General features: G+C 69.8%; 21 protein-coding genes, 1 tRNA gene and 1 pseudogene. 12 read left to right on the top strand and 11 right to left on the bottom strand.

The genetic code is table 11. From position 1 onward, the window contains the following. Positions 1–13: 13 nt before the first annotated feature. The 5 genes from ABD793_RS33235 to ABD793_RS33255 form a co-directional block, all read right to left on the bottom strand. Complete coding sequence (locus ABD793_RS33235) at positions 14–1,927, bottom strand: VirB4 family type IV secretion system protein (RefSeq protein ID WP_344867241.1); 1,914 nt, start codon at positions 1,925–1,927, stop codon at positions 14–16. After that, the gene (locus tag ABD793_RS33240; protein ID WP_344867242.1) at positions 1,924–3,087 is read right to left on the bottom strand and encodes a PrgI family protein; all 1,164 of its coding nucleotides are present in this window, start codon (positions 3,085–3,087) and stop codon (positions 1,924–1,926) included. Before ABD793_RS33240 ends, ABD793_RS33235 begins: the two co-directional genes overlap by 4 nt. Beyond that, on the bottom strand, positions 3,084–5,261 hold the full coding sequence (locus ABD793_RS33245) for a TrbL/VirB6 family protein (protein ID WP_344867243.1): 2,178 nt from the start codon (positions 5,259–5,261) through the stop codon (positions 3,084–3,086). The genes ABD793_RS33240 and ABD793_RS33245 overlap by 4 nt, the downstream gene beginning before the upstream one ends. A 4-nt stretch (positions 5,262–5,265) precedes the next feature. Further along, on the bottom strand, positions 5,266–5,595 hold the full coding sequence (locus tag ABD793_RS33250) for a pilin (protein ID WP_425548808.1): 330 nt from the start codon (positions 5,593–5,595) through the stop codon (positions 5,266–5,268). 173 nt (positions 5,596–5,768) lie between these two features. Then, complete coding sequence (locus ABD793_RS33255) at positions 5,769–6,791, bottom strand: hypothetical protein (RefSeq protein WP_344867244.1); 1,023 nt, start codon at positions 6,789–6,791, stop codon at positions 5,769–5,771. A gap of 535 nt (positions 6,792–7,326) precedes the next feature. On the opposite strand from ABD793_RS33255, the gene ABD793_RS33260 reads away from it, so the two are divergent. From ABD793_RS33260 to ABD793_RS33290, 7 genes are all read left to right on the top strand, one after another. Beyond that, positions 7,327–8,310: a hypothetical protein gene (locus ABD793_RS33260; protein ID WP_344867245.1), complete on the top strand. Its 984-nt coding sequence runs from the start codon at positions 7,327–7,329 to the stop codon at positions 8,308–8,310. Beyond that, on the top strand, positions 8,303–9,223 hold the full coding sequence (locus tag ABD793_RS33265; protein ID WP_344867246.1) for a DNA methyltransferase: 921 nt from the start codon (positions 8,303–8,305) through the stop codon (positions 9,221–9,223). Before ABD793_RS33260 ends, ABD793_RS33265 begins: the two co-directional genes overlap by 8 nt. A gap of 112 nt (positions 9,224–9,335) precedes the next feature. Beyond that, the gene (locus ABD793_RS33270) at positions 9,336–10,088 is read left to right on the top strand and encodes a recombinase family protein (protein ID WP_344867247.1); all 753 of its coding nucleotides are present in this window, start codon (positions 9,336–9,338) and stop codon (positions 10,086–10,088) included. Then, positions 10,085–11,335: a DNA-methyltransferase gene (locus ABD793_RS33275; protein ID WP_344867248.1), complete on the top strand. Its 1,251-nt coding sequence runs from the start codon at positions 10,085–10,087 to the stop codon at positions 11,333–11,335. Before ABD793_RS33270 ends, ABD793_RS33275 begins: the two co-directional genes overlap by 4 nt. Beyond that, complete coding sequence (locus tag ABD793_RS33280; RefSeq protein WP_344867249.1) at positions 11,332–12,375, top strand: DNA-methyltransferase; 1,044 nt, start codon at positions 11,332–11,334, stop codon at positions 12,373–12,375. Before ABD793_RS33275 ends, ABD793_RS33280 begins: the two co-directional genes overlap by 4 nt. After that, on the top strand, positions 12,372–13,748 hold the full coding sequence (locus ABD793_RS33285; protein WP_344867250.1) for a DNA-methyltransferase: 1,377 nt from the start codon (positions 12,372–12,374) through the stop codon (positions 13,746–13,748). The genes ABD793_RS33280 and ABD793_RS33285 overlap by 4 nt, the downstream gene beginning before the upstream one ends. A 185-nt stretch (positions 13,749–13,933) precedes the next feature. Continuing rightward, a complete protein-coding gene (locus ABD793_RS33290) occupies positions 13,934–14,464 on the top strand; it encodes a hypothetical protein (protein ID WP_344867251.1) in 531 nt (176 codons plus the stop codon). A 107-nt stretch (positions 14,465–14,571) separates the two neighbouring features. Here ABD793_RS33290 and ABD793_RS33295 read toward each other — a convergent pair whose 3' ends face one another. Beyond that, positions 14,572–15,252, bottom strand: coding sequence for a hypothetical protein (locus ABD793_RS33295; RefSeq protein WP_344867252.1), 681 nt, complete (start codon positions 15,250–15,252; stop codon positions 14,572–14,574). On the opposite strand from ABD793_RS33295, the pseudogene ABD793_RS42870 reads away from it, so the two are divergent. Further along, a pseudogene (locus ABD793_RS42870) lies at positions 15,217–15,690 on the top strand (recombinase family protein); the annotation flags it as partial. The gene ABD793_RS33295 and the pseudogene ABD793_RS42870 overlap by 36 nt on opposite strands. A gap of 30 nt (positions 15,691–15,720) precedes the next feature. On the opposite strand, the gene ABD793_RS33300 reads toward ABD793_RS42870, so the two are convergent. Both ABD793_RS33300 and ABD793_RS33305 read right to left on the bottom strand, forming a co-directional pair. Continuing rightward, positions 15,721–16,179 carry a hypothetical protein gene (locus ABD793_RS33300; RefSeq protein ID WP_344867253.1) on the bottom strand — a complete coding sequence of 153 codons (459 nt, stop codon included), beginning with the start codon at positions 16,177–16,179 and terminating at the stop codon, positions 15,721–15,723. 361 nt (positions 16,180–16,540) lie between these two features. Then, positions 16,541–16,613 (bottom strand) — tRNA-Arg (locus ABD793_RS33305). A 130-nt stretch (positions 16,614–16,743) separates the two neighbouring features. On the opposite strand from ABD793_RS33305, the gene ABD793_RS33310 reads away from it, so the two are divergent. The 3 genes from ABD793_RS33310 to ABD793_RS33320 all read left to right on the top strand — a co-directional run bounded on the left by ABD793_RS33310 (position 16,744) and on the right by ABD793_RS33320 (position 19,555). Beyond that, a complete protein-coding gene (locus ABD793_RS33310) occupies positions 16,744–17,865 on the top strand; it encodes an epoxide hydrolase family protein (RefSeq protein WP_344867254.1) in 1,122 nt (373 codons plus the stop codon). Between the two features lie 160 nt (positions 17,866–18,025). Further along, positions 18,026–18,946, top strand: a complete 921-nt coding sequence (locus tag ABD793_RS33315) for a cation diffusion facilitator family transporter (protein WP_344867255.1) — start codon at positions 18,026–18,028, stop codon at positions 18,944–18,946. Between the two features lie 9 nt (positions 18,947–18,955). After that, positions 18,956–19,555 carry a flavin reductase family protein gene (locus tag ABD793_RS33320; RefSeq protein WP_344867256.1) on the top strand — a complete coding sequence of 200 codons (600 nt, stop codon included), beginning with the start codon at positions 18,956–18,958 and terminating at the stop codon, positions 19,553–19,555. A gap of 26 nt (positions 19,556–19,581) precedes the next feature. Here ABD793_RS33320 and ABD793_RS33325 read toward each other — a convergent pair whose 3' ends face one another. Further along, entirely contained in the window at positions 19,582–20,187 is a 606-nt protein-coding gene (locus ABD793_RS33325) for a TetR/AcrR family transcriptional regulator (RefSeq protein WP_344867257.1), read from the bottom strand. Between the two features lie 54 nt (positions 20,188–20,241). Here ABD793_RS33325 and ABD793_RS33330 point away from each other — a divergent pair, with 54 nt between their 5' ends. Beyond that, positions 20,242–21,636 (top strand): phenylacetate--CoA ligase family protein, encoded by a 1,395-nt coding sequence (locus ABD793_RS33330; RefSeq protein WP_344867258.1) that lies wholly within the window; start codon positions 20,242–20,244, stop codon positions 21,634–21,636. Positions 21,637–21,737: 101 nt separating this feature from the next. On the opposite strand, the gene ABD793_RS33335 is transcribed toward ABD793_RS33330, so the two are convergent. Then, the gene (locus tag ABD793_RS33335) at positions 21,738–22,445 is read right to left on the bottom strand and encodes a DUF305 domain-containing protein (protein ID WP_344867259.1); all 708 of its coding nucleotides are present in this window, start codon (positions 22,443–22,445) and stop codon (positions 21,738–21,740) included. Positions 22,446–22,449: 4 nt separating this feature from the next. After that, on the bottom strand, positions 22,450–23,289 hold the full coding sequence (locus tag ABD793_RS33340; protein ID WP_344867260.1) for a thioredoxin-like domain-containing protein: 840 nt from the start codon (positions 23,287–23,289) through the stop codon (positions 22,450–22,452). Positions 23,290–23,319: the final 30 nt, after the last annotated feature.

Raw genomic sequence — 23,319 nt, forward strand, 5'->3', positions numbered from 1 at the left:
GCGGTGGGGCGGGTTACGCAGCGCTGCCGAGGTCGACGTGACCGTCAGCGTCCGCATCAAGCGTCAGCTCGGTGTCGTCGACGCCGAGATCTACAAACGCGCCGCCGTCGTCCGTGCTAGATTCGTGTTCCGCGTACTGCGCCAACTCGGCCGGATCTGTTGTGATGAGCGCGTTTTCCTGCGGTGAAGCCAGCGACTGGAACGCGACTCTCTGAGTCCCGGTCGAGAGCAGACCTTGTCCCTTGTCCGCGGAAATCAGGAACTGCTTCTCGCCCTCGGACAGGTTGAAGGTCGCCACGATCTCGTCGATCGCCTGCGGTGCTTGGCGAAGCAAAATCTGAGTCGCGGCGTTGGCGATGATCGCCTTGCCCAGGTCTGTCCCGAGGACATCGCCGACATCTTGGGTCGCGATCGTCAAGCCCGCCCAGTGTTTGCGGGCTGCTTTGGCCATCCGGTGCAGAAACCGCGCCCCGGCAGGGTCTTGCATGAGCAGCCACGCTTCGTCGACGGTGATCAGTCGTGGCCGTCGGATGGCCGGGTTGGACACCCGCCGCCACACCGTGTCCAGCGTGAGCAGCGTGCCGATCGGCCGGAGTTCGTCGGGCAGGTCACGCAGGCTGAACACGGTCAGGTGGCCCTCGGGCCGCGTGGTGGTCGGCCCGGAGAACATCGCCGAGAACGCGCCCTCGACGAACGGGTGCAACCTGGAGCCGAGGTCCGTGGCGATCGGATCGCCGGTGGCTGTGAGGACTGCGGCGAGATCCGCCAGCAGCGGCGCCTGCCTGCCCCAGGTCCGTGGGTCGCTGGTGATCCCGGCTTGCTGGTAGGTGGCCATGATCGCCCGGTCGAGCACGGCGCGTTGCTGCGCGGACAGTTCGGTGCCGAGCAACACTCCGATGACGGTGTGCAGGAACAGTGCCCGGCGCGTCAGGGCGTCCTTGGGGGCGGTGCGACGCCCGTCCGGCCTGAGGGCGATCGGCAGGTCGAACGGGTTGATCCTGACCTCGGAACTACCGAGGTGGATGTAGGTACCGCCGATGGCCTCGCACAGCCGCCGGTACTCGTCCTCCGGGTCGATGATCGCGACCTCAACCCCGCGGTAGAGGCTGCGCAGGGTTTCCAGCTTCACCAGGTAGGACTTGCCCGCGCCGGAGCGCCCGAGCACCACCGCGTTGTAGTTGTCGGCGGAAAAACGGTCCCAATGCACCAAACCCTGCGATCCGACGTTGAACCCGTACAGCACACCGGCCGGTGCGGCGACGCTGGTCGGGTCGGCGGGCGGCAGATCGGGGCTGGTGAAGGGAAACGCGGCGGCCAGCGCACTGGTGTCGAAGGTGCGGCGCATCCCGATGAGATCGAGCGCCAGCGGCAGGGTGGACACCCAGCCTTGCAGCGACCGGTAGGTGGTCGGCTGAGCGTTCATCAGCAGCGACGCCGCGAGTGCCCGCACCGCGGCAACCTGCTCGCTGAGATCGGCTTCGCTGGTGGCGTGCACGGTCAGATACAGGCCGAGCCGGTACAACTTCCCTTCGCCGCGGGCGACGCGGGCCGAGAGGTCGTAGGCGTCCTCGGTGGCGGCCTCGACCATCGGGTCCAGCAACCGGCCCTTCTCGGAGGTGTGGCGCCGCCCGGACTCCAGCTTGGACAGCTGGCGCTTGAGCCGGTTGGCGGCGGTGACGGGGTCGATCGGCTCGATGTGCAGGGACACGTCGACGCGGCCGGGGTAGGACAGCAGCGGTTGCAGCCACCCCGCATGCACCTCGCGCGGGTAGCCGGTGATCGCGAAGGAGGAGACCCATTCGCCGCCGATCTCCAGGTGCCGGGGCGCGACCGACAGCGAGTCCGGAGTGAACGCACTGGCCCTCCCCAACGGTGCGTTCGTGTGCGGTGCCCCGCGGCCTCGGCTACGGCCGAACTTCCTGCTCATAGGTCCCCGCCCTCCCACTCGTCCAGGGCCGTCGGCTCCGGCGACGCGCTGTCGCGCCCGCCCCGGCTGGCTGTGCTTCGGTGATGGACTGGTGGCTCGTCGTCGGGGTCTGCAGCGGCGGTGGTGATCACCTCGTCCGCGCCGGCCAGACCCGCCGAGGGCGGGATCAGGCTGTCGGGATTGCATGCGGTGGCCAGTACGGCGGTGGCCTGCCCGGCGTCCAGGGGCGTGATCGTGATCCCGGCCGGGGAGAGCAGTTCGGTGGCTTCGCCCAGCCTCCGCACGAGCCGGGTTTCCGCCGAGCGCCGCGTGGTCTCGGTGACCTCGCCGTCCCGTCCGCGGGCGCGCCGTGCCCGCAGCGCGGCGAGCGGGGACGCGCCGCCGAGCCCGTCCGTCGGCCCCGTTGCGCGGATCGGCTCGCGTAGCACCAGCAGTACCTGGCGGCGCAGCAGATCGGTGGAGCGGCGCAACTGGTCGAGGTAGGTCGCATGCTCTCGCGCGGCGGCTTCGAGCATCGGATGCGGCAATCCGGGGGCGGCCTCGTGCAGGTCGCTGATCTGACGGCTCAGGTCGAGGCGTTCGGCCCGGATGAGCACCTGTACCGGCGCGGAGATCGAGTGCAGATACCGGCCGAAGGACGCGACCAGCGCCTCCTGCTCACCGGGCGTGCGGAGCGCGAAGTTGACGGTGCTGGCCACCGCAACCATCGCGACCCCGTCGGGGCCGAGGTCGACGACACCGGCCTCGGTGACTCCTTCCGCGGGCAGCCGCAGCGCCGCCGGAGATACCTCCGACGTGCTCGTAGCACCGGTGGCATCAGTCGCGGTGATGCTGCTGGTCAGCCACTCGGGTGCGGCCCGCACCCCTTCGGGAGCGGCGACCCGGTGCCGAGGTTGCAGCCGCTGGCGGACCGCGGCGAGCAGCAGCCGGTCCAGGCTCATGCCATCGCGCTGCCCCAACGCCAGGACCGCGGCACTGACCCCGATCGGAATAGCGACGATCAGGAAGACCGGCAGCGGCACGACACCGCGGGCCAGCGTCCAGGCGCCGTAGAGCACGATTCCGGTCACGGTGAGGATCGCCAGCTGCCGGGCGGTGAGGTTGGCCAGGACGCGATCCTCGCGATCGACGTCGGACGGGATGCGCACGGGCTGGGTCATGGCTTCTCGCCTCCACGGGGCGGGGCTTTCGGCGCGGACCTCGGCGGCGTCGGCGGCGTGGTCGGTGCCCGGAACGTCACCGGCGGCACGGACGGCGTGCGCGGTCGGGCGTCGCCGAGGCGCGGCTGCGGGTGCGGGTGCGCGGTGCGGAACGCCGGGGCGGCGGGCGGCGCGGTCGCAGGCGTGGCCGGCCGGGACATGTGGGGCGGGTCGGGCGTCGGCGGCTGGAACCGCAAGTGCGGTGGAACCGCGGCCGCTGCGACCGGCCGAGCCGGGGGCACGGTGCCACCGGTGCGGCGCGGTGCACGGGGAGCTTGGAACCGGGGTGCTGTCGGGGCCTGCTTGCGGCGCCGCCCGGCGGGCGGCGGGGCCGCAGTAGCGGGCTTGGATGCGGAACTGAATTCGGGCATGACGGGTCCTTGGGTGGCCGGGGTGACGGCCGGGTCGTGGGTGGTCTCCTGCGGACCGGGCTGCAGAAACTCCGGTCGCTGCGAGGGCGGGCGCGGCTGCTGGGCAGCACGGGCGCGGTCGGCGTCGTAGGCCGCCTGCAACCGCTTGTTGACCGCCTCCGGTGTCGGCGCGATCCGCGGCTGAGCGGGCCACGGTGGATCGGCAGCAGCACCGCCGCGGCCCCCACCGCCCTTACCGCCTTTTCCGCCACCGGCGACCGCTCCGGCTTTGCCCAGCCCGCCGGACTTCCCGGCGACCATCCCGAACGTCTTCGCCGCGATGTACGCCTTCGCGAGCCCGCCGAGGAAGGACCGGCCGTTGCCGATCTTGGTGGCGGAGAGGAACCAGAACGGAATCTTGAACAAGATGTAGAACAGCGCGATCGCGGCGATGAGCATGCCGAGCGCGGACAGCGTCGAGCCGAACAGATGCACTCCGCCGGCAAGGAAGGTCCGCACGGCGGTGATCAGCACCAGCGACTGGGCAACCTGGATCGCCAGTGTCGCCCCGAGCGCCTTCCACCACCACCGGGCGATGCCGTCGGTGTGGGGCAGGCAGTGACACATCAGAAACAGCGGCCCGGTGACGATCAAGATCAACGTGATGACCACGCGGACGACGTAGACGATCAGCAGGGCGATCCCGACGACCACGAGCACCAGCGCCAGCAGGATCATGAAGAACCCGCCGGAGACCGCGCCCTCGACCGCGTCCTTGAGGGTCGACCCGAGCGACGGCGGATTCACCCCGTCGCCGAGCACGGCGGCGGACAGCGCGTTGGCCAGCCGGATGAACTTCTCCGCGAAGAACAACGACAGCGCGGAGGCGAGGAATCCGATCGGAATCCGCGGGCCGATCTCCTTGATCGAGTACCGGCTCTGCACCGTCTCGTGGGACATCACCACGATCCCGGCGACGAGGATCAGCATCCCGTAGCAGGCCAGCACGATCTGCCACGAGTTGTTCCACAGCTCGCCGATACCGGGAAGCTGATCCAGCGTCGGCGTGGTCAGCGCGGTGTGGCCGAGCAGCTCCAGGATCGGCGACAGCGCGGCATTGACCAGATCCTTGAACACCCCGTTGATCGCCTTGGCGATGCAGCCGGTGATGTTGGTCAGCCCGCAGTCCGGATCGCCGTTTCCCGTACTGGGACCACCCGGCTGCGTACTCGTGCTCGGTGGCGGGGTGGGCTGCGGGATGCAGTCCTCACCCGCGCACGGCGGGTTCGCAGTCGTGCTCGGCGCGGTGGACGGGCCACCGGGCGTGCACCCGATCTGGCCGGGGAAGCAACTCGTCGGCGGCGGCAGCTCAGTGATCGGCGGCAGCGGCGTCGCCGGGACCGACGGGCGCGGCGAGCCGGTCGGAAAGTGACACGTCGGGTTCGGCGAGTTCGGGGCACACGTGCCGCTGGGGTGGGGCGGCAGCGGCAACGGAGGTGGCGGTTGCTGCGCCGCGGGCTGCGCCAGCGCCGCCTGCTGCGTGCCCGGCTGCCGGGGTGCGCCGGGCGAGGCCCACGCACTGACAGCCAGCGCACCGCCGAGCACCACGGTCAGCCCCAGAGCCAGCAGCCAGACCAACCGCCGCCGGGAACCGCGTCCGGTGAGCTGCGAGGTTGGCGGGGCGAGCAGGACCCGCTCCCGGCGCGCCGGGTCCGCCGGGCGTGCGCCGGTGCCGGGCTCGCCACGATCGGGCTCGGGCACGCGGGGGTGTCGGGTCGCAGCCATGGCCTCAGGCCCCGACAATCCCGCGCAGGATTTCCACCACGAGCGGTGCCAGCGCCGCCAGCCCGTAGCCCCAGCCCGCCGATTTGAACGACTGCTTGGCCTTCTCTACTTCCCCGGGATCACCCGCAGCCATCAGGTACCGGACGCCGCCGACGGTGAGGAACACAGTCGCCAGCCCGGCGAGGATCCCGACCAACCAATTCCTGATGTTGTCGAAGACCTGCCCGACGCTGCTCGCGATCGCGAGCACCTGTGTGGAAGCCTGCGCCACATCCGCGGTGAGCGAGCTGAGCAGGACCGCGCCGAGTACCGCGAAGGCAACCGAGCGCGTCACCGCGCGGCGCACCGGTCGCGCCGGAGAGGTCCGATGACGTGGACGTGCGGCATCCGCGTGTGCTGGCGGTCGCGAGTGGCCGGCGACGCCCGTGCGGGGCCGGTTCTGCTCGGATGCGCTCGACGCGAGGGAGCGCGGCGGCGCGGTGGTGTGCTGGGTTTGGGGATGGGGTGTCACGCGCATCGGCGCACCTCCGAAGTCGGCTCGTGCTCGGCGGTACGCGGAGAGCTGGGTGGGATCTCCCCGCACCCCAAGAAGCCGGATTGCGGGTCGTTTTTCGACACCGCCCGTGACGATTTTTTGGAATCGGTCGGCCAGCCGTTGCGCAGACGACCGCTCACAGCGCGTGACAAGTGCGGGTTTTCCTCGGCGGGAGCGTCCGGCGAGTCGGCGACCAGAGCGGCGACCGCTGCGTCGGCGACGGGGTCTTCGGAGTCGGTGTCGGCGAGCTGATCGCGCAGCCACGTGACGAGTCGGTCTTCGGCTCGATCACGCGCCTTGAACGCGGTCTTGAGCGCGGTGCCGTGGGCTTGCGCCCAGTCGGTCACCGATGTTTCGCCGAGCCGGGTCGCCGAGATCAGGTCCGCTTCGGCGGGGGTGAGAATCTGCTCACCGACCGCCCGTGCGAGCACCAAGTCGGGGTGCCCGTACGGCGGGCGCGGCGCCGCGGAGTGATAGCCCGAGCCCGCCGGCAGCGGGGCGTCCAGAGACGCTTCCAGCGCCGCTTGCCCGGCACGGCGAGCGGCGAAGTGCAGCCTGGCGATGATCCCGGGATCGGTCAGATCCACCGTCGCCAACGCTTGGACGAATCCGGCGAGGACGGCCGCGTGGACATCTGCGCGATCGAGCGGATACCGCGCCGCCAGCCACCGGGAACTCGAGGCCAGCGACGGCAGTGCCATCCCGACGCACGCGACTGTCCACGCGCCCCCGTGAGCGCGGGAACGCAGAACCAAATGCGCCCACACGTCGTCTTGGGTGCGATGCGGGCACTGCTTGCTCATCACCCGGTCCCGCAGCTCGTCCAGCGGCACCGGCCGCCGCGGCAATCCGGCGAACCGGGCCCCGTCCACGGCCATCGGCTTCGGCCCGGTGACCAGCCACCCGAAGGCGTCGCGCGCGGTGTCTAGCGGCAACCATTCGTGCCCCTCGTGATCGGGCCGGATAGGTGCGGACACAATCTCGTCGTTCGTCATTGAGGTGCTCCTGACTGGAGTTGGTGAATCAGCTCCGTCAGGACGCCAGGGCAGCGACAAGAAAAGGACAAGAAAAGAACAAGGATGATCTTCTTAGTAGGTGGACGCGACTACTAAAGCCGCCACCTTGAAGGATTCAGAAACCCCCGCTCGGGACAGCCTGCCCCGGCGGCATCCAGGATCGCCTTAGTAGCGTGTGAGCTGGTCTTTTAAGTGCTTCTTAGTAGGCAGTCGGCGGTCCGCCGTGGTGGACTCGTGGCGACTCCGGCCGAGCGCTTTTGAATCGGGTCAGAAATTCTTCTTGACCTGAGCGCGGGTTATTCGACAGCAAGTCAATCCACACAGTGTCGTGCTCGAATACCTCCGGACGCTGGGAAAGCGTCGATGTATTCGGGTTCGCGTCAAGATGCGTGGGGCGGTGGGCTTCGGGAGTTCGCAAAAAACTTGGGCGAGCGGTGTCGAAAAACGGCCTCAAAACCGGCTTCTTGGGGTGACTTGGCAGACCACGCCGATCACACCGCGAGGAAGGCCACCGATGACTTCAACACCGCATCCCGAGCCCGGACGCCGTCACCGCCGCTTGCCACATCGCGACACGGCGAGCCCCCGCCGTGGCCGGCACCGCGCGCCACGGACCACACCTGCTACCGCAGCTGCCCGACGTCCACGTCCGGCGACGTTCTGGTCGTTCGCCGACGCGGAGATGCTGCCCGGTACCGCACTGCTTCCCGGCTGGCTCGGACGCACGATCGTCACCCTCGTGACGACCTACACCCGCCCCGGCGACCGCGTCCTTCTGCTCACGCCGCCGCCATCCCCGCGCGCTCTTCAGCACGCGGCCGGCAACGCCCGCAGCGCCGAGGCGTACGCCGGTCTCGCCAAGGCAGTCTGGACCGTCGCTCGGCTCGGCCGTGGCGCCGACACCGCGACCACGGCACCCGCCCCCGACGACCCGGCCGAGCACACCAACTCATCCCGCCGCGCCGCATCCGAGTCGGCGTCGCGACCCCGACTCGGTCGGCTCGGGCTGCACCCGGTTCCCGGACCGCACCCCGACTCCGCACGCCCTCGGCATCGCGACGGAGACGGACCGCGCGGTGGCTTCAACCTGATCATCACCGCGCTCGATCCGCACGCCACCGACTGGCTCGCACGCACCGACTGGGACGCCCTGCTCGCCCCGCGCGGCCTCCTCGCGGCAGTCACACACAGTGATAGCCGCGATGGTTGGCTGCGTGATCCGCACGCGACTTTGCTGAACACCCTGGGTAGTCAGGGGTTGCGATGTCTCGATCACATCGCCGTGCTCACCGCGCCCGTACCGGACACGCCGGACTGCCTCACAACCGCCGACCGGATGGGCACCGCAGTAGCTGTGCCGGACTTCTCGCCGCGCGCGGTCGACGCCACAGCGCCACCGCTGCGCACGGTGCACCACGACCTCGTTCTGCTCGGGCGGATGGCGTCGGACGCGACGGACGGCGGTGCCCTCGACCAGAAGGAGACCTCGGATGTCTAAGCGCACCGGCACGCAGGTCCCCCGCCCGGCGGGGGAGCGGTCCGAAGGTCCCGTTGTGTCGTCGGTGTGGCCGACCGGGACCGACAGCCTGACGGCCCAGCTGAACGAGGGCGGCTACCACGACGCCACCGGTGCCGACCCTGCCCTGATGGCCCCGGCGATCGCCCACTACGCCATCGCGGCGCTGACCCGGCCCGGTGATGTCGTGCTCGATCCCGACTGCGGAGCGGGCACCACGATCGTCGAAGCGCTCCGGGCCGGGCGGCACGCGATCGGCTTGACCGGGCAGCGCCGGTGGTGGCGCTTGGCCCGCGCCAACGTGACCGCCACGAAGGCACGCGGGGTGTTCGTCGACGGCATGGTCCTCATCCTCGACCGACGCCCCGGCACGGCCGTCGCCGCGGCCACGGCCGGACTGACCGGGCGGATCGATCTCCTCCTGACAACCTTGCGACCCGGTCCGGCCGGCGACCTGGATGGTGCGCTGGAGCGGTTGCACGGGCTGCTTGCGCAATACCGGCCGCTGCTGCGTCCGGGCGGGCACGTGGTCATCACCAGTGCCCCGCAGCGCCACCCCGTGCGGCACGACCTGCTCGACGTTCCCAGCCGGATCGCGGCGGTCGCCACCGCGGCCGGGCTGGCACCGGTTGCGCGGTGTGTGGCGCTGACCGCGACGGTGCGACGAGGCCGCACCTACACCCGCGCGTCGTTGGCCCAGCGGCGCGCCGCCACCCGCGCCGAACGCGCGCTCGGGCATCCGGTCGCGCTGCCCGCGCACCACACCGCGCTGGTGCTCCGGGCCGATCCCGACGCCGCCGATACGGCCCTGAACCAGCCCCTCCCCGCGGTGCCCGCACCGCCGCGACCACCCCGCCCCGGGCGCGGGACACGGCCCGATTTGGCCGCCGCCTGAGTGCGCGCCGCTTCACCCAGCAGCCGTCGGCGCCTTGCCCGTGGCGCAGCGACGGGAGCCGACATCCCGCGGCTCGCGACCTCAAACCCACCTTGCCGAAGGAGCGAATCTCATGGACCTCACCCCGCAACCGGGTCGTCGCCCGCGTCGGGTCTCGCCCCGGATCAATCCTCTGTTCTATCCGTTCGTCAGCTATCGCACGCGCAGGCCGGAGTCACCCACCGGATGGCGGCGGCTGCGCGAAGCCCTCACCGGATACCCGCTGGCTCCGTATGACGACGATGATCGGCGCGAGTCTGCCGATCTGGGCGTCTACTTGTATCAGGTGGAGCTGGCCCGGCGGTCGCGGTTGACGCTGTGGCAGCGCACCCGCGACGGCTGGTGGCTCGGGCCCGCACCGTACGGCTACGCCCTGGAACATCACTGGGTGGAGCCGGAGTCCGCTCGTGCGGGGTGGCGGCACCGGCTGGTCGTTGATGCGCTGCGCGCGCCGGTCGTGTCGCTGATCTTCGCCTGGTCGGCACACGAGAACCTCAGCGACCGCGCCGTCGCCCGGCGCCTGACCGAACAGCAGCATCCCCGCCCGCTCGATCCCGTGTCCGGCCGGGCGCGCGCGTGGAGCCGCGCGGTGGTGCGCACCATCCTGGCCAACCCCGTCTACCTCGGCTACGTCGTGCGTGATCGCACGCTGCGCGGCGTGGATCAGCCGCCGGAAAACTGGACGTGGTCGCGGCAGCGCAGCCACCGGGCGCTGGTCGAACCCGCCCTGTTCTGGACGGTCCACAACCGCCGAGCCCGCTGGGTCTCACCGACCCCGGACACCGACACCACCGGACTCACCGACCAGAGCCGGGAGGCGGCATGACCCAGCATCCGACGAGCCCCGTCCACTACCGCGACGAGACGGTCACGCTCTACACCGGCGACGCCACCGCCACCCTCGCCGGCTTGCCGGAGAAGTCGGTGGACTGCGTGGTCACCAGCCCGCCGTACTGGGGGCTACGCGACTACGGGACCGGAACCTGGGTCGGCGGTGACCCCGGCTGCGCGCACCTTGCCGCGACCGGACGCGGCGGCAACATTCCCCAGTCCAAACACCCCGGGCTCGCCTATCCCGCATCCGCAGCGCATCGCGGTGGCGTGCCGCAGCGCTGCCGCCGGTGCGGCGCCCGCCGCGAGGACAATCAGCACGGCCTGGAGGCGACCCCGCAGGACTACGTCGACCGGCTGCGGGAGGTCTTCGCGCAGCTGCACCGTGTCCTGTCCGACACCGGCACGGTGTGGTTGAACCTGGGCGATTCGTACTCCGCCGAACCGCCCGGCCGCACAGGGGACGCGATGCGGGCGAGCACCTTGTCCGGCCGTGGCGCGGCGGCGCCGCTGCGGGAGTCGGTGCGCCAGGCCGGGGTGGCGCGCACACGGTCACTGCCGCGGAAGAACTTGGTCGGCATGCCGTGGCGGGTCGCGTTCGCGTTGCAGGCCGACGGCTGGATTCTGCGCAACGCGATCGTGTGGCACAAACCCAACGCCATGCCCGAATCTGTGCGCGACCGGGTCTCCAACCGGTACGAGATGCTGTTCCTGCTGACCAAACAGCAACGGTATTACTTCGACCTCGACCCGATTCGCGAACCACTCGCACGTCCCGAGGCAGTCGGGGAGGGCATCGTGATCGGCGGCGCGAACAAGGGCCGCCACGGCGGGATCGACGCGACCGCACGCCGCCGCGGACACAGCGTCTACGGCAAATACCGGGACGCCGATCCGTTCGCCGGGAAAACCCACGGCGACGCGATGCGCCCGACCGGGGCTCGGCACACCGCCGCGCATGCTCGGGGCAAGAATCCCGGAGACGTCTGGTCGATCACCACCCGCCCGTTGCGGGAGGCGCACTTCGCCGCGTTCCCGGTCGACATCCCGCTGCGCTGTATCGCCGCCGGATGCCCCGACGGCGGGGTGGTGCTCGACCCGTTCAGCGGCGCCGCCACAACCGGACTGGCCGCACGACAGCTCGGCCGCTCCTACCTCGGCATCGACCTCAACCCGGAGTTTCACGACATCGGCCTGCGCCGCCTCGGCTTGTCCGAGCAGGACACTGGGAGGGCCGCATGACCGTATCCGCTGCAAGTCCCCGTGAGGACGACGCTGTCACGCTGGTGACCGCCGACGCCGAAGCCGGAATCCGAAACCTGGCCGAGGCTTCGGTGGACTGTCTGGTCACCAGCCCGCCCTACTGGCGGCTGCGCGACTACGCCCCCGACACCTGGACCGGCGGCCGACCAGGCTGCCGCCACCGCCCGGCCAGCCTCCGCGACGCGGGTGCCGGGCGGTGGCGGTGCCGAGACTGCGGGGCACGGCGCGAGCACCCGCAGCTCGGGCTGGAACCGACCGCGGACGACTACATCGAGACCCTGCGCGCGATGTTCGCCGCGGCCCGGCGGGTGCTCACCCCACGGGCCACGATGTGGCTCAACCTGGGTGACAGCTACTCCACCAACTCCGACGGCTACTGGTGCGGCGCTCCCGGTCAGGCCGGCCAGCCGCACTACCGGCCACGAGCGGACGTGCCGCACAAGAATCTGCTCGGCATGCCGTGGCGGCTGGCCTTCGCTTTGCAGGATGACGGGTGGATCTTGCGGTCGGCGATCGTGTGGCACAAGCCCCATGCCACGCCCACTCCGATCTCCGATCGGCTCGCGACTCGGCACGAGATGCTCTTCCTGTTCGTCACGCAGCCGGACTACTACTTCGACCTCGATGCGATCCGGCAGCCCTACACCGGCGACCGTGCCCTGTCCCGCCGCGCCCACCACGGCGGCACCAAGCCGAATACTGCCCGCGGAACCTGGCCCCGCACACCCGCCGACGAACAGCGGGGTCGCAATCCCGGCAACGTGTGGACCATCCCGCCCGACCGCACTCGTGCCGGGCATCCCGCGCCGTCGCCGGTGGAGATCCCGCGCCGGTGCATCGCGGCCGGATGCCCGCCCGGCGGGCACGTCCTCGACCCGTTCAGCGGCGGCGGAACCACCGGCGTCGCCGCTCGCGCGCTCGGCCGGCGTTTCACCGGCATCGACACCAACGCCGCCTACCACGACCTCGCACTCCGGCGCATCAACGCAGCCGGCCCGGACGCAGGAGGGCCGCAATGATCGACGACGCCACCACCTTTGTCGAACCGGAGATCATCCACGGCGACGCCCGCGACCTTCCGGTCCCGGACGCCAGTGTCGATCTGGTGGTCACCAGCCCGCCCTACTTCGGGCTGCGGACCTACCGCGATAGCGACACCGCCTACCGCGGACAGCTCGGTGCCGAAGACACCCCGAGTGCCTATCTCGAGAACCTGATCGCCTGCACCCGCGAGATGATCCGCGTCCTCAAGCCGTCCGGGTCGATCTTCATCAACCTCGGCGACAAATACTCCGGCCACACCAAAGGCAGCGGCACAGGCCGCGCGTCGAGCGGAACCCGCAGCGCCACGCGCGTCCCGGACGGTGGCAACCCGCATAGTTACGCCGTGCCGGCGAAGTCGCTGATCGGCCTGCCCTGGCGCTACGCCCTGCGCTGCATCGACGAACTCGGGCTGATTCTGCGCGCCGAGATCATCTGGTCCAAACCCCACGGACTGCCCGAGTCCGTGCGCGACCGGGTCCGCCGCAGCCACGAAACCTGGTTCCACTTCACGCTCAACCCGCGCTACTACAGCGCCCTCGACACCATCAGGCTCCCGCACTCCGCGTCGAGTCTCGCTCGTGTGGCACCGCACCGATCCGATCCTGGCCGCGCGGCACGCGACGGCCGGTACTACCCGGGTGCGGAACAACAAACTCTGAAACGACGGCAGATGTTGCACCCGCACGGCCGCCTGCCCGGATCGGTATGGGAGATCGCACCGCAACCCCTGCGGGTGCCTCCGCACTTGGGCATCGCGCACTTCGCGTCGTTTCCTGTGGAATGGCCTCGGCGACTCGTCCTCGGGTGGTCGCCACGACGCGTCTGTACTGCGTGCGGGCATGGCCGCCGCCGGGTTCCGGTCGCCTTCGGCCTGGACACCTCCCGGCCGCAGACGCGGCGTGCGCTGGAACTGGTGCGCGAACACGGCCTGACCGAGGCCCACCTGTCCGCGCTCCGAGCCGCGGGACTGAATGACACGCCCCGTGCCATCGACACCCAGGGCCGTCCGGGCGGGCATGAGCATCCCGGTGAACAGCTCGTCGCCGAGGCGCGCGCAGCGCTGGGCGGCTACGCCCGCGAGTTCCTGTTGTCGCGGGCCACCGAGTTCGCCGACGCTTGCGACTGCGCCGACACGAGCGCGGCCAGCGTTCCCTGTGTGGTGCTCGATCCCTTTGGTGGCACCGGAACCACCGCCTTGGCCGCCGCCGTGCACGGCCGGCGCGCCATCTCGCTGGATGCCAGCCGCGACTACTGCCGCCTCGCCACCTGGCGCGTCCACGACCCCCGCCAGCAAGCACGAGCCCGCGGCACCCACCAGGCCCCGGAACCGGTTCCACGCGCCGCGTGACACCCGCGCCGGTGTGACGCGGACGACAGGCGGGGCCCACTCGTTCGGGGCCTCCGTTTCTCGCCGATCGACGCTACGATCCCAGGCCCGCACCACCCAGCAGGACGCTCTGACCAGCTGGTTTGCGCTGAATGACAGGTGCTTACAAGTGGCGCGGGACGAGGAGACCAGGAGGCACGATTCCCATGTCCGCCCCAGCAGCGACTACGGCCACCGACGGGATCACCGCCGCGCCCGAGCCGATCAGGGCGGTGTTCTACGGACGCAAGAACAGGACCGACACAATCGCCCTGCGCCTCCTACGCCAGCAGTACTCGCTTTGCGAGCGGGTGTTCCGTCCTCGCGTGCTGATCACCCACTGCTTCTACGACCTGCCCGCCGACGTGGACCCGGTGACACTGCACGATGCGGGACTGCCCCGACGCGAAGGCGGGTGGCCCGAGCTGGCCGCGTCTCTGACCACCCCGGAACCAGGCTACGACCTGATCGTCTCCGAGAAGGCGGAGCGGCTATCGCGCGATCCGTTCGAGATTCTGGATCGCGAACGCCTCGCCGCACAGCACTGCGTCCCGATCGCCTACGCGACCGAGCCCTGGAACCCGGTCTTGGAGATGCTGCCGCAGGCGCGTGCACTCACCGCGCTCCTCCGCCGCCGCGTCCTAGGCTCCAGCTATTTCACGATCGGAAACCTTTACATGAGCGGCCAAGGGGTGTGAGCGTTGGCAGGCGAATACGAACGCCGCGACGACGCCACCGGACGTCTGGCTCCTGACGAACCGCCGGAACTGGTCGCCGAAATCCGCACTGTGGAAGGAATAGAGGCTCAGCGACTGGCCGCGGAACAAGCACGAGTGTTGTGGGAGGTGACACAATGGCAGGCCCGGAACAGGTCCGCGCGTGGGCTGGACGACGCAGCGTAGGACGCGCGCGAAGCCCCTACAGCGCAGCGGCAGCGGGCGGCGAGCCGCTCGCCGCCGCGCAGCCCACTTTGCTGCGGTTCGCGTGGTTGGGCCGAGTGTCCACTCGCGACATGCAAGACCCCACATTGTCTTTGCCGCGTCAGCTCGGTTCGTCGCAGCGCGCGCTGCCCGAGGACGGACTGATCGTCGCGCACTTCTACGACGTCGAATCCGGGCGCATGGACCTCGACGTCCGCGGCGGTGGGCACGCGCATGAACAGTTCGACATTCCGATCACGCGTGACGGCGGCATCCAAGACCTGCTCGCCGAGGCCGAACGTCCCGATCGGCGATTCGACTACGTCATCTGCGAGTCCATCGAACGGACCGCCCGGCACATGTACTACGGCACAACCATCGAGCACCGCCTGGAGCGTGCCGGGGTGCGTTTGCTCGCGGCCGATGAGCCCTTCCAACTGGCCACAGTGGACGGTCGAAAGCCGAAGGTCGCCACCTCGTTGCTGACCCGCCGGGTCAAGCAGAGCATTTCTGAGTTCTATGTCGTCGACATGCTGGAGAAGTCCTGGGACGGCTTCGCGATCCACACCGAAGCGGGATACAACGTCGGGAAACCCTGCTACGGCTACCGCGCCCGTCACGTCCCGCACCCGGTCCCCGCCAAACGGGCCAAGGGCGTCAAGAAGACGTTCCTCGACGTCGACCCCGCGCAGGCACCCGCCGTCCGCATGGCATACCACTGGCGCATCACCGAACGCCTCGGCTACCAGGCCATCGCGGACCGGCTCAACCTCGATCCTGCGACCTATCCACCGCCGGTCCCCGTCGACCCGAAGCGCTCCGTCGGCCGCTGGACCTATTCGAACGTGCGCGACATCCTCACCAACCCCAAATACACCGGGCACATGGTCTGGAACCGCAAGGGCCGCAAGTCCCGCGGCAACCGCGCCAACCCCATCGAGGAATGGATCTGGTCCGCGCAACCCGTTCACGAACCGCTCGTCAGCTTGGAGGACTGGCTCAAAGCCCAAGACATCAGCGGACACCGCTTCGGCTCACGCAGCACCAGCAACACCAACGTCAAGCATCCCCAGACCAAACGCTCGTATCTGCTGCGCACCTACCTGTTCCACGGCGACTGCGGCCGGCGCATGAACGGCAAGACCCGCCGTGGCCACGCCTACTACGTGTGCGAACCGAAGAAGGGATACGTCCCCGACGGCCACCCCACCGCTGGGAGCTTCTGGATACGCGAAGACGCGATCATCGACAAACTCAACGAGTTCCTCTCCACCCACATCTTCGGCACCTACCGCCGCAACCTGCTCGACAGCACGGTCCGAGACCTCGGCGCCGCCGCCCAACGGGAACGAGAACAACGCCTCGCCGCCCTGCGACGCGAGATCGACGACACCACCCGCATGATCAAGAACCTCGTCCGCAACTTCTCCCGTATCGACACACCGACCGAAGACTTCGTGCGCGACATCAACGAGGAACGCGCCGAACTTCACCAGCGCAAGACCCAACTTGAAGCCCAGCTCGCCGAAGCCGAGGAGGCCAACCAGCAGGCACCCAACCCCGACCTGCTCGACACCTTGCCCACGGGTGAGGTCCGGATCGAAGAACTACCCGAAGACACCGCGCGGCGACTGTTCGAAGCCCTCCGACTCGAACTCCGCTACCACAAGGACACCAACCAGATCAAGTGCACGGTCACCCTGGCCGGAACGACACTGCCAGCCACCCGTCAGGCCGCTGACGAGGCCGTCATCCTGCCGTTCGACCGAGAGCAGCGACTCAACCAGCGCAAACACAACAACGAGAACAAGGAGGGTGCCATGGCTAGCACCTCTCCCGTTCCCATCCTTGGAGTGCCCCCGGCAGGATTCGAACCTGCGACACCTGCCTCCGGAGGGCAGTGCTCTATCCCCTGAGCTACGAGGGCGCGCCGCTTGCGCGGCTGTGCTGAAGCTTAGCGCACGGTGTCTCCGGGGCTACATTGGAGGGGGCCTGTGCGTGGTTGTGGTGGCGGTTTCGCGCTAGCGTCGGTGGGGCTCAGACGGAGGGAGACTGTCGTGGCTGCGGAGCCGTTCCAGGTCAGGGTTGCCGAGGCGGATGTTGTGGAGTTGCGGGAGCGGTTGCGGCGTACTCGGTGGCCGGAGGCGGAGACGGTCGGGGACTGGTCGCAGGGGATTCCGCTCGAGTACGCGCAGGAGCTGTGCCGCAGCTGGGCCGAGGACTACGACTTCGGGTTCGCGGAGCGGGTCAACGCCTTCCCGCAGTTCCGGGACACCGTGGACGGGCTCGGGATCCACTTCCTGCATGTCCGCTCGCCGGAGCCGGATGCGTTCCCGCTGGTGATCACGCACGGCTGGCCCGGTTCGGTGCTGGAGTTCCTCGACGTGCTCGGGCCGCTCACCGATCCGCGGGCGCACGGCGGGGACCCGGCCGACGCGTTCCACGTCGTCGCGCCCTCGCTGCCCGGGTACGGCTGGAGCGACAAACCCACCGGGACCGGCTGGGGGATCGGCCGGATCGCGCGCGCCTGGGACCGGCTGATGGTCTCGCTCGGCTACGACCGCTACGGCGCGCAGGGCGGGGACTGGGGTTCGGCCGTTTCCGGTGCACTCGGTGAAGTCGCGCCGGAGCGGGTCGCGGGCGTGCACGTGAACATGGCGGCCGCGCCGGTCGGCACGTTCGCGGATGCGACGCCGGAGGAGCTTGCCGCGGCGGAGGCGGCGAAGGAATTCGGCCGCACCGGGCGCGGCTACTCCGGGCAGCAGTCCACTCGTCCGCAGACACTCGGCTACGGCCTCACCGACTCGCCTGCCGGGCAGGCGGCCTGGATCGCCGAGAAGTTCTGGGCCTGGACGGACAACAACGGGCATCCGGAGGACGCGCTGTCCCGCCGGCAGATCCTCGACGCCATCTCGGTGTACTGGTTCACCGCCTCGGCCACGTCGTCTGCGCGGCTGTACTGGGAAAGCTTCGGCTCCTTCCGCGATCAGGTCACGGCGCCGTCCGGGGTCTCGGTCTACCCCCGTGAGATCAGCCGTCCCTCGCGCCGGGAGGCCGAACAGCGGTTCACCGACCTGCGCTGGTACGAGCAGCTGCCGCGCGGCGGGCACTTCGCCGCCATGGAACAGCCCGAATCGCTGATCGCCCAGGTGCGCGGGTTCTTCCGGCTCGTGCGCTGAGCCCTCCCACTTCGCGGGAACCGGTCGCCGGGGGATAGGTGTGCGTCCGTTCAGGTGGTAGAAGTGAACTAAGGCTTACCTGTATTGCACATATGCGCATGCGACAATATATTTCGGATGGGGCACCCGTCCCGGAAGCGGTGCACGACGGGAGGCGATCATGGGACACGGGCACGGCCACGGGCACGCCGTCGCGCCGGCGAGTGCCTCCGGTCGCTACGTCCGTGCCCTGCTGATCGCCCTCGTGGTGGGCGCCGGCTTCATGGTGCTGGAGTTCGTGGTCGGATTCGCCACCGGCTCGCTGGCGCTGGTCTCCGACGCGGCGCACATGTTCACCGACGTGCTCGGGGTGGGCATGGCGCTCACCGCGATCGTGCTCGCGCGCCGCAGCGGCCCGACCTACAGCCGCACCTTCGGCATGTACCGCGCCGAGGTGCTCGCCGCGCTGGCCAATGCCGTGCTGCTGTTCGGGGTGGCCGGGTACGTGGTGGTGGAGGCGGTCGGCCGGATCACCGATCCGCCGGAGGTGCCGGGTCTGCCGGTGCTGCTCGCGGCGGCTGCCGGGCTGGCGGCGAACGTCGTGTCGTTCCTCGTGCTGCGCTCCGGTGCGAAGGAGAGCCTGAATGTCCGGGGTGCGTACCTCGAGGTGCTGTCCGACCTGATCGGTTCGGTCGGGGTACTGGTGAGCGGTGCGGTCACGCTGACGACGGGCTGGCGCTACGCGGACCCGATCATCGGTGTCGCGATCGGGCTGTTCGTGCTGCCGCGCACCTGGACGCTCGCCCGCCGGGCGTTGCGCATCCTGTTCCAGCACGCGCCTTCCGGCGTTGACGTGGCCGGGATCAGCACGGAGCTGGCCGCGCTGCCGGGGGTGGCGGACGTGCACGATCTGCACGTGTGGACGCTGACCTCGGGGATGGAGGTCGCCTCCGCGCATCTGACGGTGACTGCGGAGGCCGAACAGTCCGCGGTGCTGACCAGGGCGCAGGACCTGCTGGCCACGCGCTATGCCATCAACCACGCCACCCTGCAGGTCGAAGCACCGCAGTGCGCCCGTCGATGCACGGAGCTGTCCTGGTAGACCGGGAGTATGCGCAAGGACTTCGATCCGGCGGAGATCGCGCCGCACGCCTTCTACCGACTGCTCACCGCGACCGTGGTGCCGCGGCCGATCGCCTGGGTTTCCAGCACTTCGGAGGCAGGCGTGGACAATCTCGCGCCGCATTCGTTCTTCACCGTCGCTTCGGCGGCGCCCGCGGTACTGCAGTTCACCTCGGTCGGGCGGAAGGACACGCTGCGCAACGTCGAGGCGACCGGGCAGTTCGTGGTGAACCTGACGCCCGAAGCGCTGTTCGAGCAGGTCAACGAATCCGGCGCGGATTTCCCGCCGGAACTCAGCGAGTTCGACGAGACCGGCCTGACCCGCGAGCCGAGCCTCCGGGTGCGGCCACCGCGCGTCGCGGAATCGCCGGTGGCGTTCGAATGCGAGCTGCACAGCACGGTCGGCTTCGGCGCGTCCACGGTGGTGTTCGGCCGGGTCGTGCACCTCGCGGTGGCCGAGCAGGTGCTCGACGGCGACCATCCGGTGATCGACCGGCTGCGCCCGCTGGCCCGCCTCGGCCGGGACGAGTGGTCCACGCTCGGCGCCGTGAAGGAAATCCGGCGGCCGCGGTACACCGACCGCGGCTGACCCGACGGAGTCCGCCCGCGGGTGGTTCAGGTGCGTAGCCCGCTCAGGCCGGTGTCGAGTCCGCAGCGCATGGCTGCCCAGAACTCGTCCTCGCTCTGGCCGAGTTCGAGGCTGGTCAGTGCGGCGGCCTGAGTCGCGCCGACCAGGCAGCCGACCACCGCCGCGGCCTTGATCGGGTCCAGCTGGTCCGGAAACGCCTCGTGCAGTGCGGATGCCACCTCCCGCTGCAGGTCGTACACCTGGTGCAGGGCCTTGGCCTGCAGGTTCGGCACGCTCAGCACCAGGCGGGTGTAGGCCCGCATCAGCGTCGGGTGCTGCTCCCCGCCGCGGGCCTGGTAGTCGGCCCGCATCGCCTGGTAGCTGCGCGTCAGCAGATCGGCGACGGTGTCCTCGGGCTGCCGCTCGGCGATCACTTGCAACGGGATGGTGTTGCGCTGCCGGGTATCGGCGAACACCACGTCTTCCTTGCTGGGGAAGTGGTTGAAGAACGTCTTCGTGGCCACGTCGGCGGCTGCCGCGATCTGGGCCACGGTGGTCTGCTCGTAGCCCTGCTCGGCGAACAGGCGCAGTGCCGTCTCGATGAGCAGCTGCCGGGTCCGCCGCTTCCGTTGTTCGTACCGGGTCTCTTCCACGCGCCGAGAATACACTAGTTGCTATATTACACTTGATGTAGTTTCATGCTCGGTATGGATGAGAGTGCGGTATCGCCGGGTCGGGACATCCGTCGCGTCCGCAAGCAGGGGATGGCGGTGATCGAGCGACGGCAACGGGTTCGGCTCGCGGCCGCGGTCGCCGCTGCGCGGGCGGGCTCGCCGTACTACCGCGAGCTGTACCGGGGGCTGCCGGAGCGGATCGAGGATCCGGCGGTGTTGCCGGTCACCGACAAGAAGACCTTGATGGCCCGGTTCGACGACTGGCCCACCGACCGCGAGATCACCTACCACCGGGTCCGTTCCGTTGTGGACGATCCGGGACTGATCGGCACCCGGTTCGCCGGGAAGTACCTGGTGGCCACGACCTCCGGAACCACGGGCTCGCGCGGCATCTTCGTGTTCGACGAGCGCTACCTCGCGGTCGCGGGCGCACTGGGTTCGCAGGCGATGGGCTCGTGGCTGGGTTTCCGTGGTGCGGTGCGCGCGGCCGCCCGCGGGCTGCGGTTCGCCCAGCTGGTCGCGACCGGCGGGCACTACGCGGGATTCGCCGGATATACCCGTACGGTCGCGGAAAGCCGGTGGCGCAAGCGGATCCTGAAGCCGTTCTCGGTGCACAAGCCGATTCCGGAGCTGGTGGCGGAACTCGACGAGTACCGTCCGGCCGTCGTCATCGGCTACGCAGCGGTGATCATGCAGCTGGCCGCGGAACAGCAGGCCGGCCGGCTGCACATCGATCCGGTGCTGGTCGTGCCCGCCGGGGAGACGATGACCACCGCGGACACCACGCGGATCGGCGCCGCCTTCCGCGCCACGGTCGCCACCCTCTACTCGTGCACCGAATGCACTTACCTCAGCAACGGCTGCGCGTACGGCTGGTACCACGTGAACAGCGACTGGGCGGTGCTCGAACCGGTCGACGCGCAGTTCCGGCCGACCCCGCCGGGCGAGTGGTCGGACACGGTGCTGATCAGCAACCTCGCGAACCGCGTCCAGCCGTTCCTGCGCTACAACCTCGGTGACAGTGTGCTGCTGCGGCCCGATCCGTGCCCGTGCGGCAATCCGCTGCCCGCGCTGCGGGTCCGCGGCCGGTCCGCGGACATCCTCACTTTCCCCTCTGGGCACGGGAAAACGGTCGCGTTCGCACCGCTGACGTTCAGCACGCTGTTCGACCGCACGCCGGGGGTCGAGCTGTTCCAGATCGAGCAGACCGCCCCGGCGACGCTACGGGTTCGCCTCGCCGTCACGCGCGGCGCCGACCCGGACACCGTGTGGCGGACTGTCCACAGTGAACTCCAGCGGCTGCTCGCGGACCACGACCTGCCGGATGTGACCGTGGTGCGCGCCCGGCAACCGCCGCCGCAGCAACCCGGCGGCGGGAAATACCGGCCGGTCGTCCCGCTCGCCGAATCCCGCCGCCGGGGCACCTGAGCACTGCCGGGGAACCCGCCCCGGCCAGCGGTTGATGCCGCGGAAAACCGCCGCTGAAGCACTTTTCCTTGCCGGTCAAGGAAAAGTGCTTCGGTGACTGGTCAGCTGGCAGGCAGTGGCTGCGCGCCCCGCGCCTGGAGCATTTGCCTCATCTGGTTCATCTCCGCGCCCTGCGAGGTCAGGATGCTTTGGCACAGTGCCTGCACTGCGGGCACGTTCGTGTGCTGCTGTGCGTATTCGGCCATCGGCACGCCGCCCTGGTGGTGGCGGAGCATCAGCTGCAGGAACTCCACGTCCATCGCCTGCCCGCTCAGTGCGCGCAGCTTCGCCAGGTCGGCGTCGGTGGCCATACCGGGCATCAGTCCGTTGGCGGCCGGTGCGGTACCCGGCATCTGCATACCGGAATGTCCGCCCGGTTCGGTCATCCAGCTCATGTACCGGCCGGTGGACTGCTCGGGCTGGTCCCACAGCATGAGCCAGCCCTTCATCCGGCCGACCTGGTCGGTCTGCGTGCTCGCGATGTCGAACGCGAGCTGCTTGACCTCCGGATCGCTCGTGTGGTCCCGCGCCCAGTTGGCCATCGTGACCGCCTGCAGGTGGTGCACCGACATGTCCTGGGCGAAGCCGACCTCGACCGAACCGGCGCCGGGGGTGGCGGTGGCCTCGTCGCCACCGGACATCCGCGCCGCGAAAATGCCGATCGCGGCGCCGACCAGCAGCACGGCCACCAGCGTCCCGCCGATGATCACCCAGCGGGACCAGGCCGGCCGCTCGGTGTCCTCGGCGGAATCGGGCTCCTGCTCGGTCATCGGGTCACTGCCCGCCCGGTGCGCCCGAGGGCATGCCGCCCTGTTCGCCGGTGGCGCCGGTGGTGCCCTTGTAGTCCATCGGCTTCGCGTCCGGGCCGGGCTTGCTCGGGTCGAACGGCGGGGGGTTGTTGGGGTCGAACTGGCCGGGGCCGAGTGCGTCGCACGAGGCGCCGATCTCCGGGTACACCCCGTTCGGATTGGTCCGCAGCGCGGCGATGAACTCGTCGATGCGCGGATCGTCGGCCTTGTCCAGTTTCAGCTGGTGGCCCCACGACTGCAGTGAGATCGGCTTGTCCAGGCCGGGGTAAGGCGACATCACCGTGTACGGCTTGCCCTTGACCCGCGCGGACAGCTGGGCCACCTGGTCGCTGTTGACCTGGTCCGGGTTGTAGGCGATCCACACCGTGCCGTGCTCCAGCGTGTGCACCATGTTCTCGGTGCGCACCGCCTTCGGGTAGACCACGCCGTTGCACGCGGCCCAGTAGCCGTCGTGCGGGCCGCCGAACGGCGGACTGTGGTCGTAGGCCACCCGTTCGGTGGGCAGCACGTGCACCGAGCCCTCGTACTTCGCGGTGATCACGCCGGGGATCTTCTTGGACGGGTCCGGATTGCTCGCCGACGGCGCGAACGAGGCGGCCGCCTCGTCCCGGGACTTCTGCTCACGCTGCGGCGCGGACTTCACCATGTAGTAGGTGATGACGCCGGCCAGCAGGCAGACCACCAGGACCACCCCGATGATGGTGCCCCACGGCGTGCCCTTCTTGGCCACGACGGAGCGGCCGCGGGCCGCCTTCACCGCCGCCTTGCCGGAGGCACCCTTCTTCCCGGTTGTCCCGTTCGCCATGGTTCCCGCGATCTCCTCGTGAGGGCTGGA

It is taken from the genome of Amycolatopsis ultiminotia (assembly GCF_039536925.1).
Lineage (GTDB): Bacteria > Actinomycetota > Actinomycetes > Mycobacteriales > Pseudonocardiaceae > Amycolatopsis > Amycolatopsis ultiminotia.

Bases quoted from the DNA above. Each gene is read 5' to 3' on its own strand.
- ABD793_RS33235 (WP_344867241.1), bottom strand. From the start codon at position 1,927: ATGAGCAGGAAGTTCGGCCGTAGCCGAGGCCGCGGGGCACCGCACACG.
- ABD793_RS33240 (WP_344867242.1), bottom strand. From the start codon at position 3,087: ATGACCCAGCCCGTGCGCATCCCGTCCGACGTCGATCGCGAGGATCGC.
- ABD793_RS33245 (WP_344867243.1), bottom strand. From the start codon at position 5,261: ATGGCTGCGACCCGACACCCCCGCGTGCCCGAGCCCGATCGTGGCGAG.
- ABD793_RS33255 (WP_344867244.1), bottom strand. From the start codon at position 6,791: ATGACGAACGACGAGATTGTGTCCGCACCTATCCGGCCCGATCACGAG.
- ABD793_RS33260 (WP_344867245.1), top strand. From the start codon at position 7,327: ATGACTTCAACACCGCATCCCGAGCCCGGACGCCGTCACCGCCGCTTG.
- ABD793_RS33265 (WP_344867246.1), top strand. From the start codon at position 8,303: ATGTCTAAGCGCACCGGCACGCAGGTCCCCCGCCCGGCGGGGGAGCGG.
- ABD793_RS33270 (WP_344867247.1), top strand. From the start codon at position 9,336: ATGGACCTCACCCCGCAACCGGGTCGTCGCCCGCGTCGGGTCTCGCCC.
- ABD793_RS33275 (WP_344867248.1), top strand. From the start codon at position 10,085: ATGACCCAGCATCCGACGAGCCCCGTCCACTACCGCGACGAGACGGTC.
- ABD793_RS33280 (WP_344867249.1), top strand. From the start codon at position 11,332: ATGACCGTATCCGCTGCAAGTCCCCGTGAGGACGACGCTGTCACGCTG.
- ABD793_RS33285 (WP_344867250.1), top strand. From the start codon at position 12,372: ATGATCGACGACGCCACCACCTTTGTCGAACCGGAGATCATCCACGGC.
- ABD793_RS33290 (WP_344867251.1), top strand. From the start codon at position 13,934: ATGTCCGCCCCAGCAGCGACTACGGCCACCGACGGGATCACCGCCGCG.
- ABD793_RS33315 (WP_344867255.1), top strand. From the start codon at position 18,026: ATGGGACACGGGCACGGCCACGGGCACGCCGTCGCGCCGGCGAGTGCC.
- ABD793_RS33320 (WP_344867256.1), top strand. From the start codon at position 18,956: ATGCGCAAGGACTTCGATCCGGCGGAGATCGCGCCGCACGCCTTCTAC.
- ABD793_RS33330 (WP_344867258.1), top strand. From the start codon at position 20,242: ATGGATGAGAGTGCGGTATCGCCGGGTCGGGACATCCGTCGCGTCCGC.
- ABD793_RS33335 (WP_344867259.1), bottom strand. From the start codon at position 22,445: ATGACCGAGCAGGAGCCCGATTCCGCCGAGGACACCGAGCGGCCGGCC.
- ABD793_RS33340 (WP_344867260.1), bottom strand. From the start codon at position 23,289: ATGGCGAACGGGACAACCGGGAAGAAGGGTGCCTCCGGCAAGGCGGCG.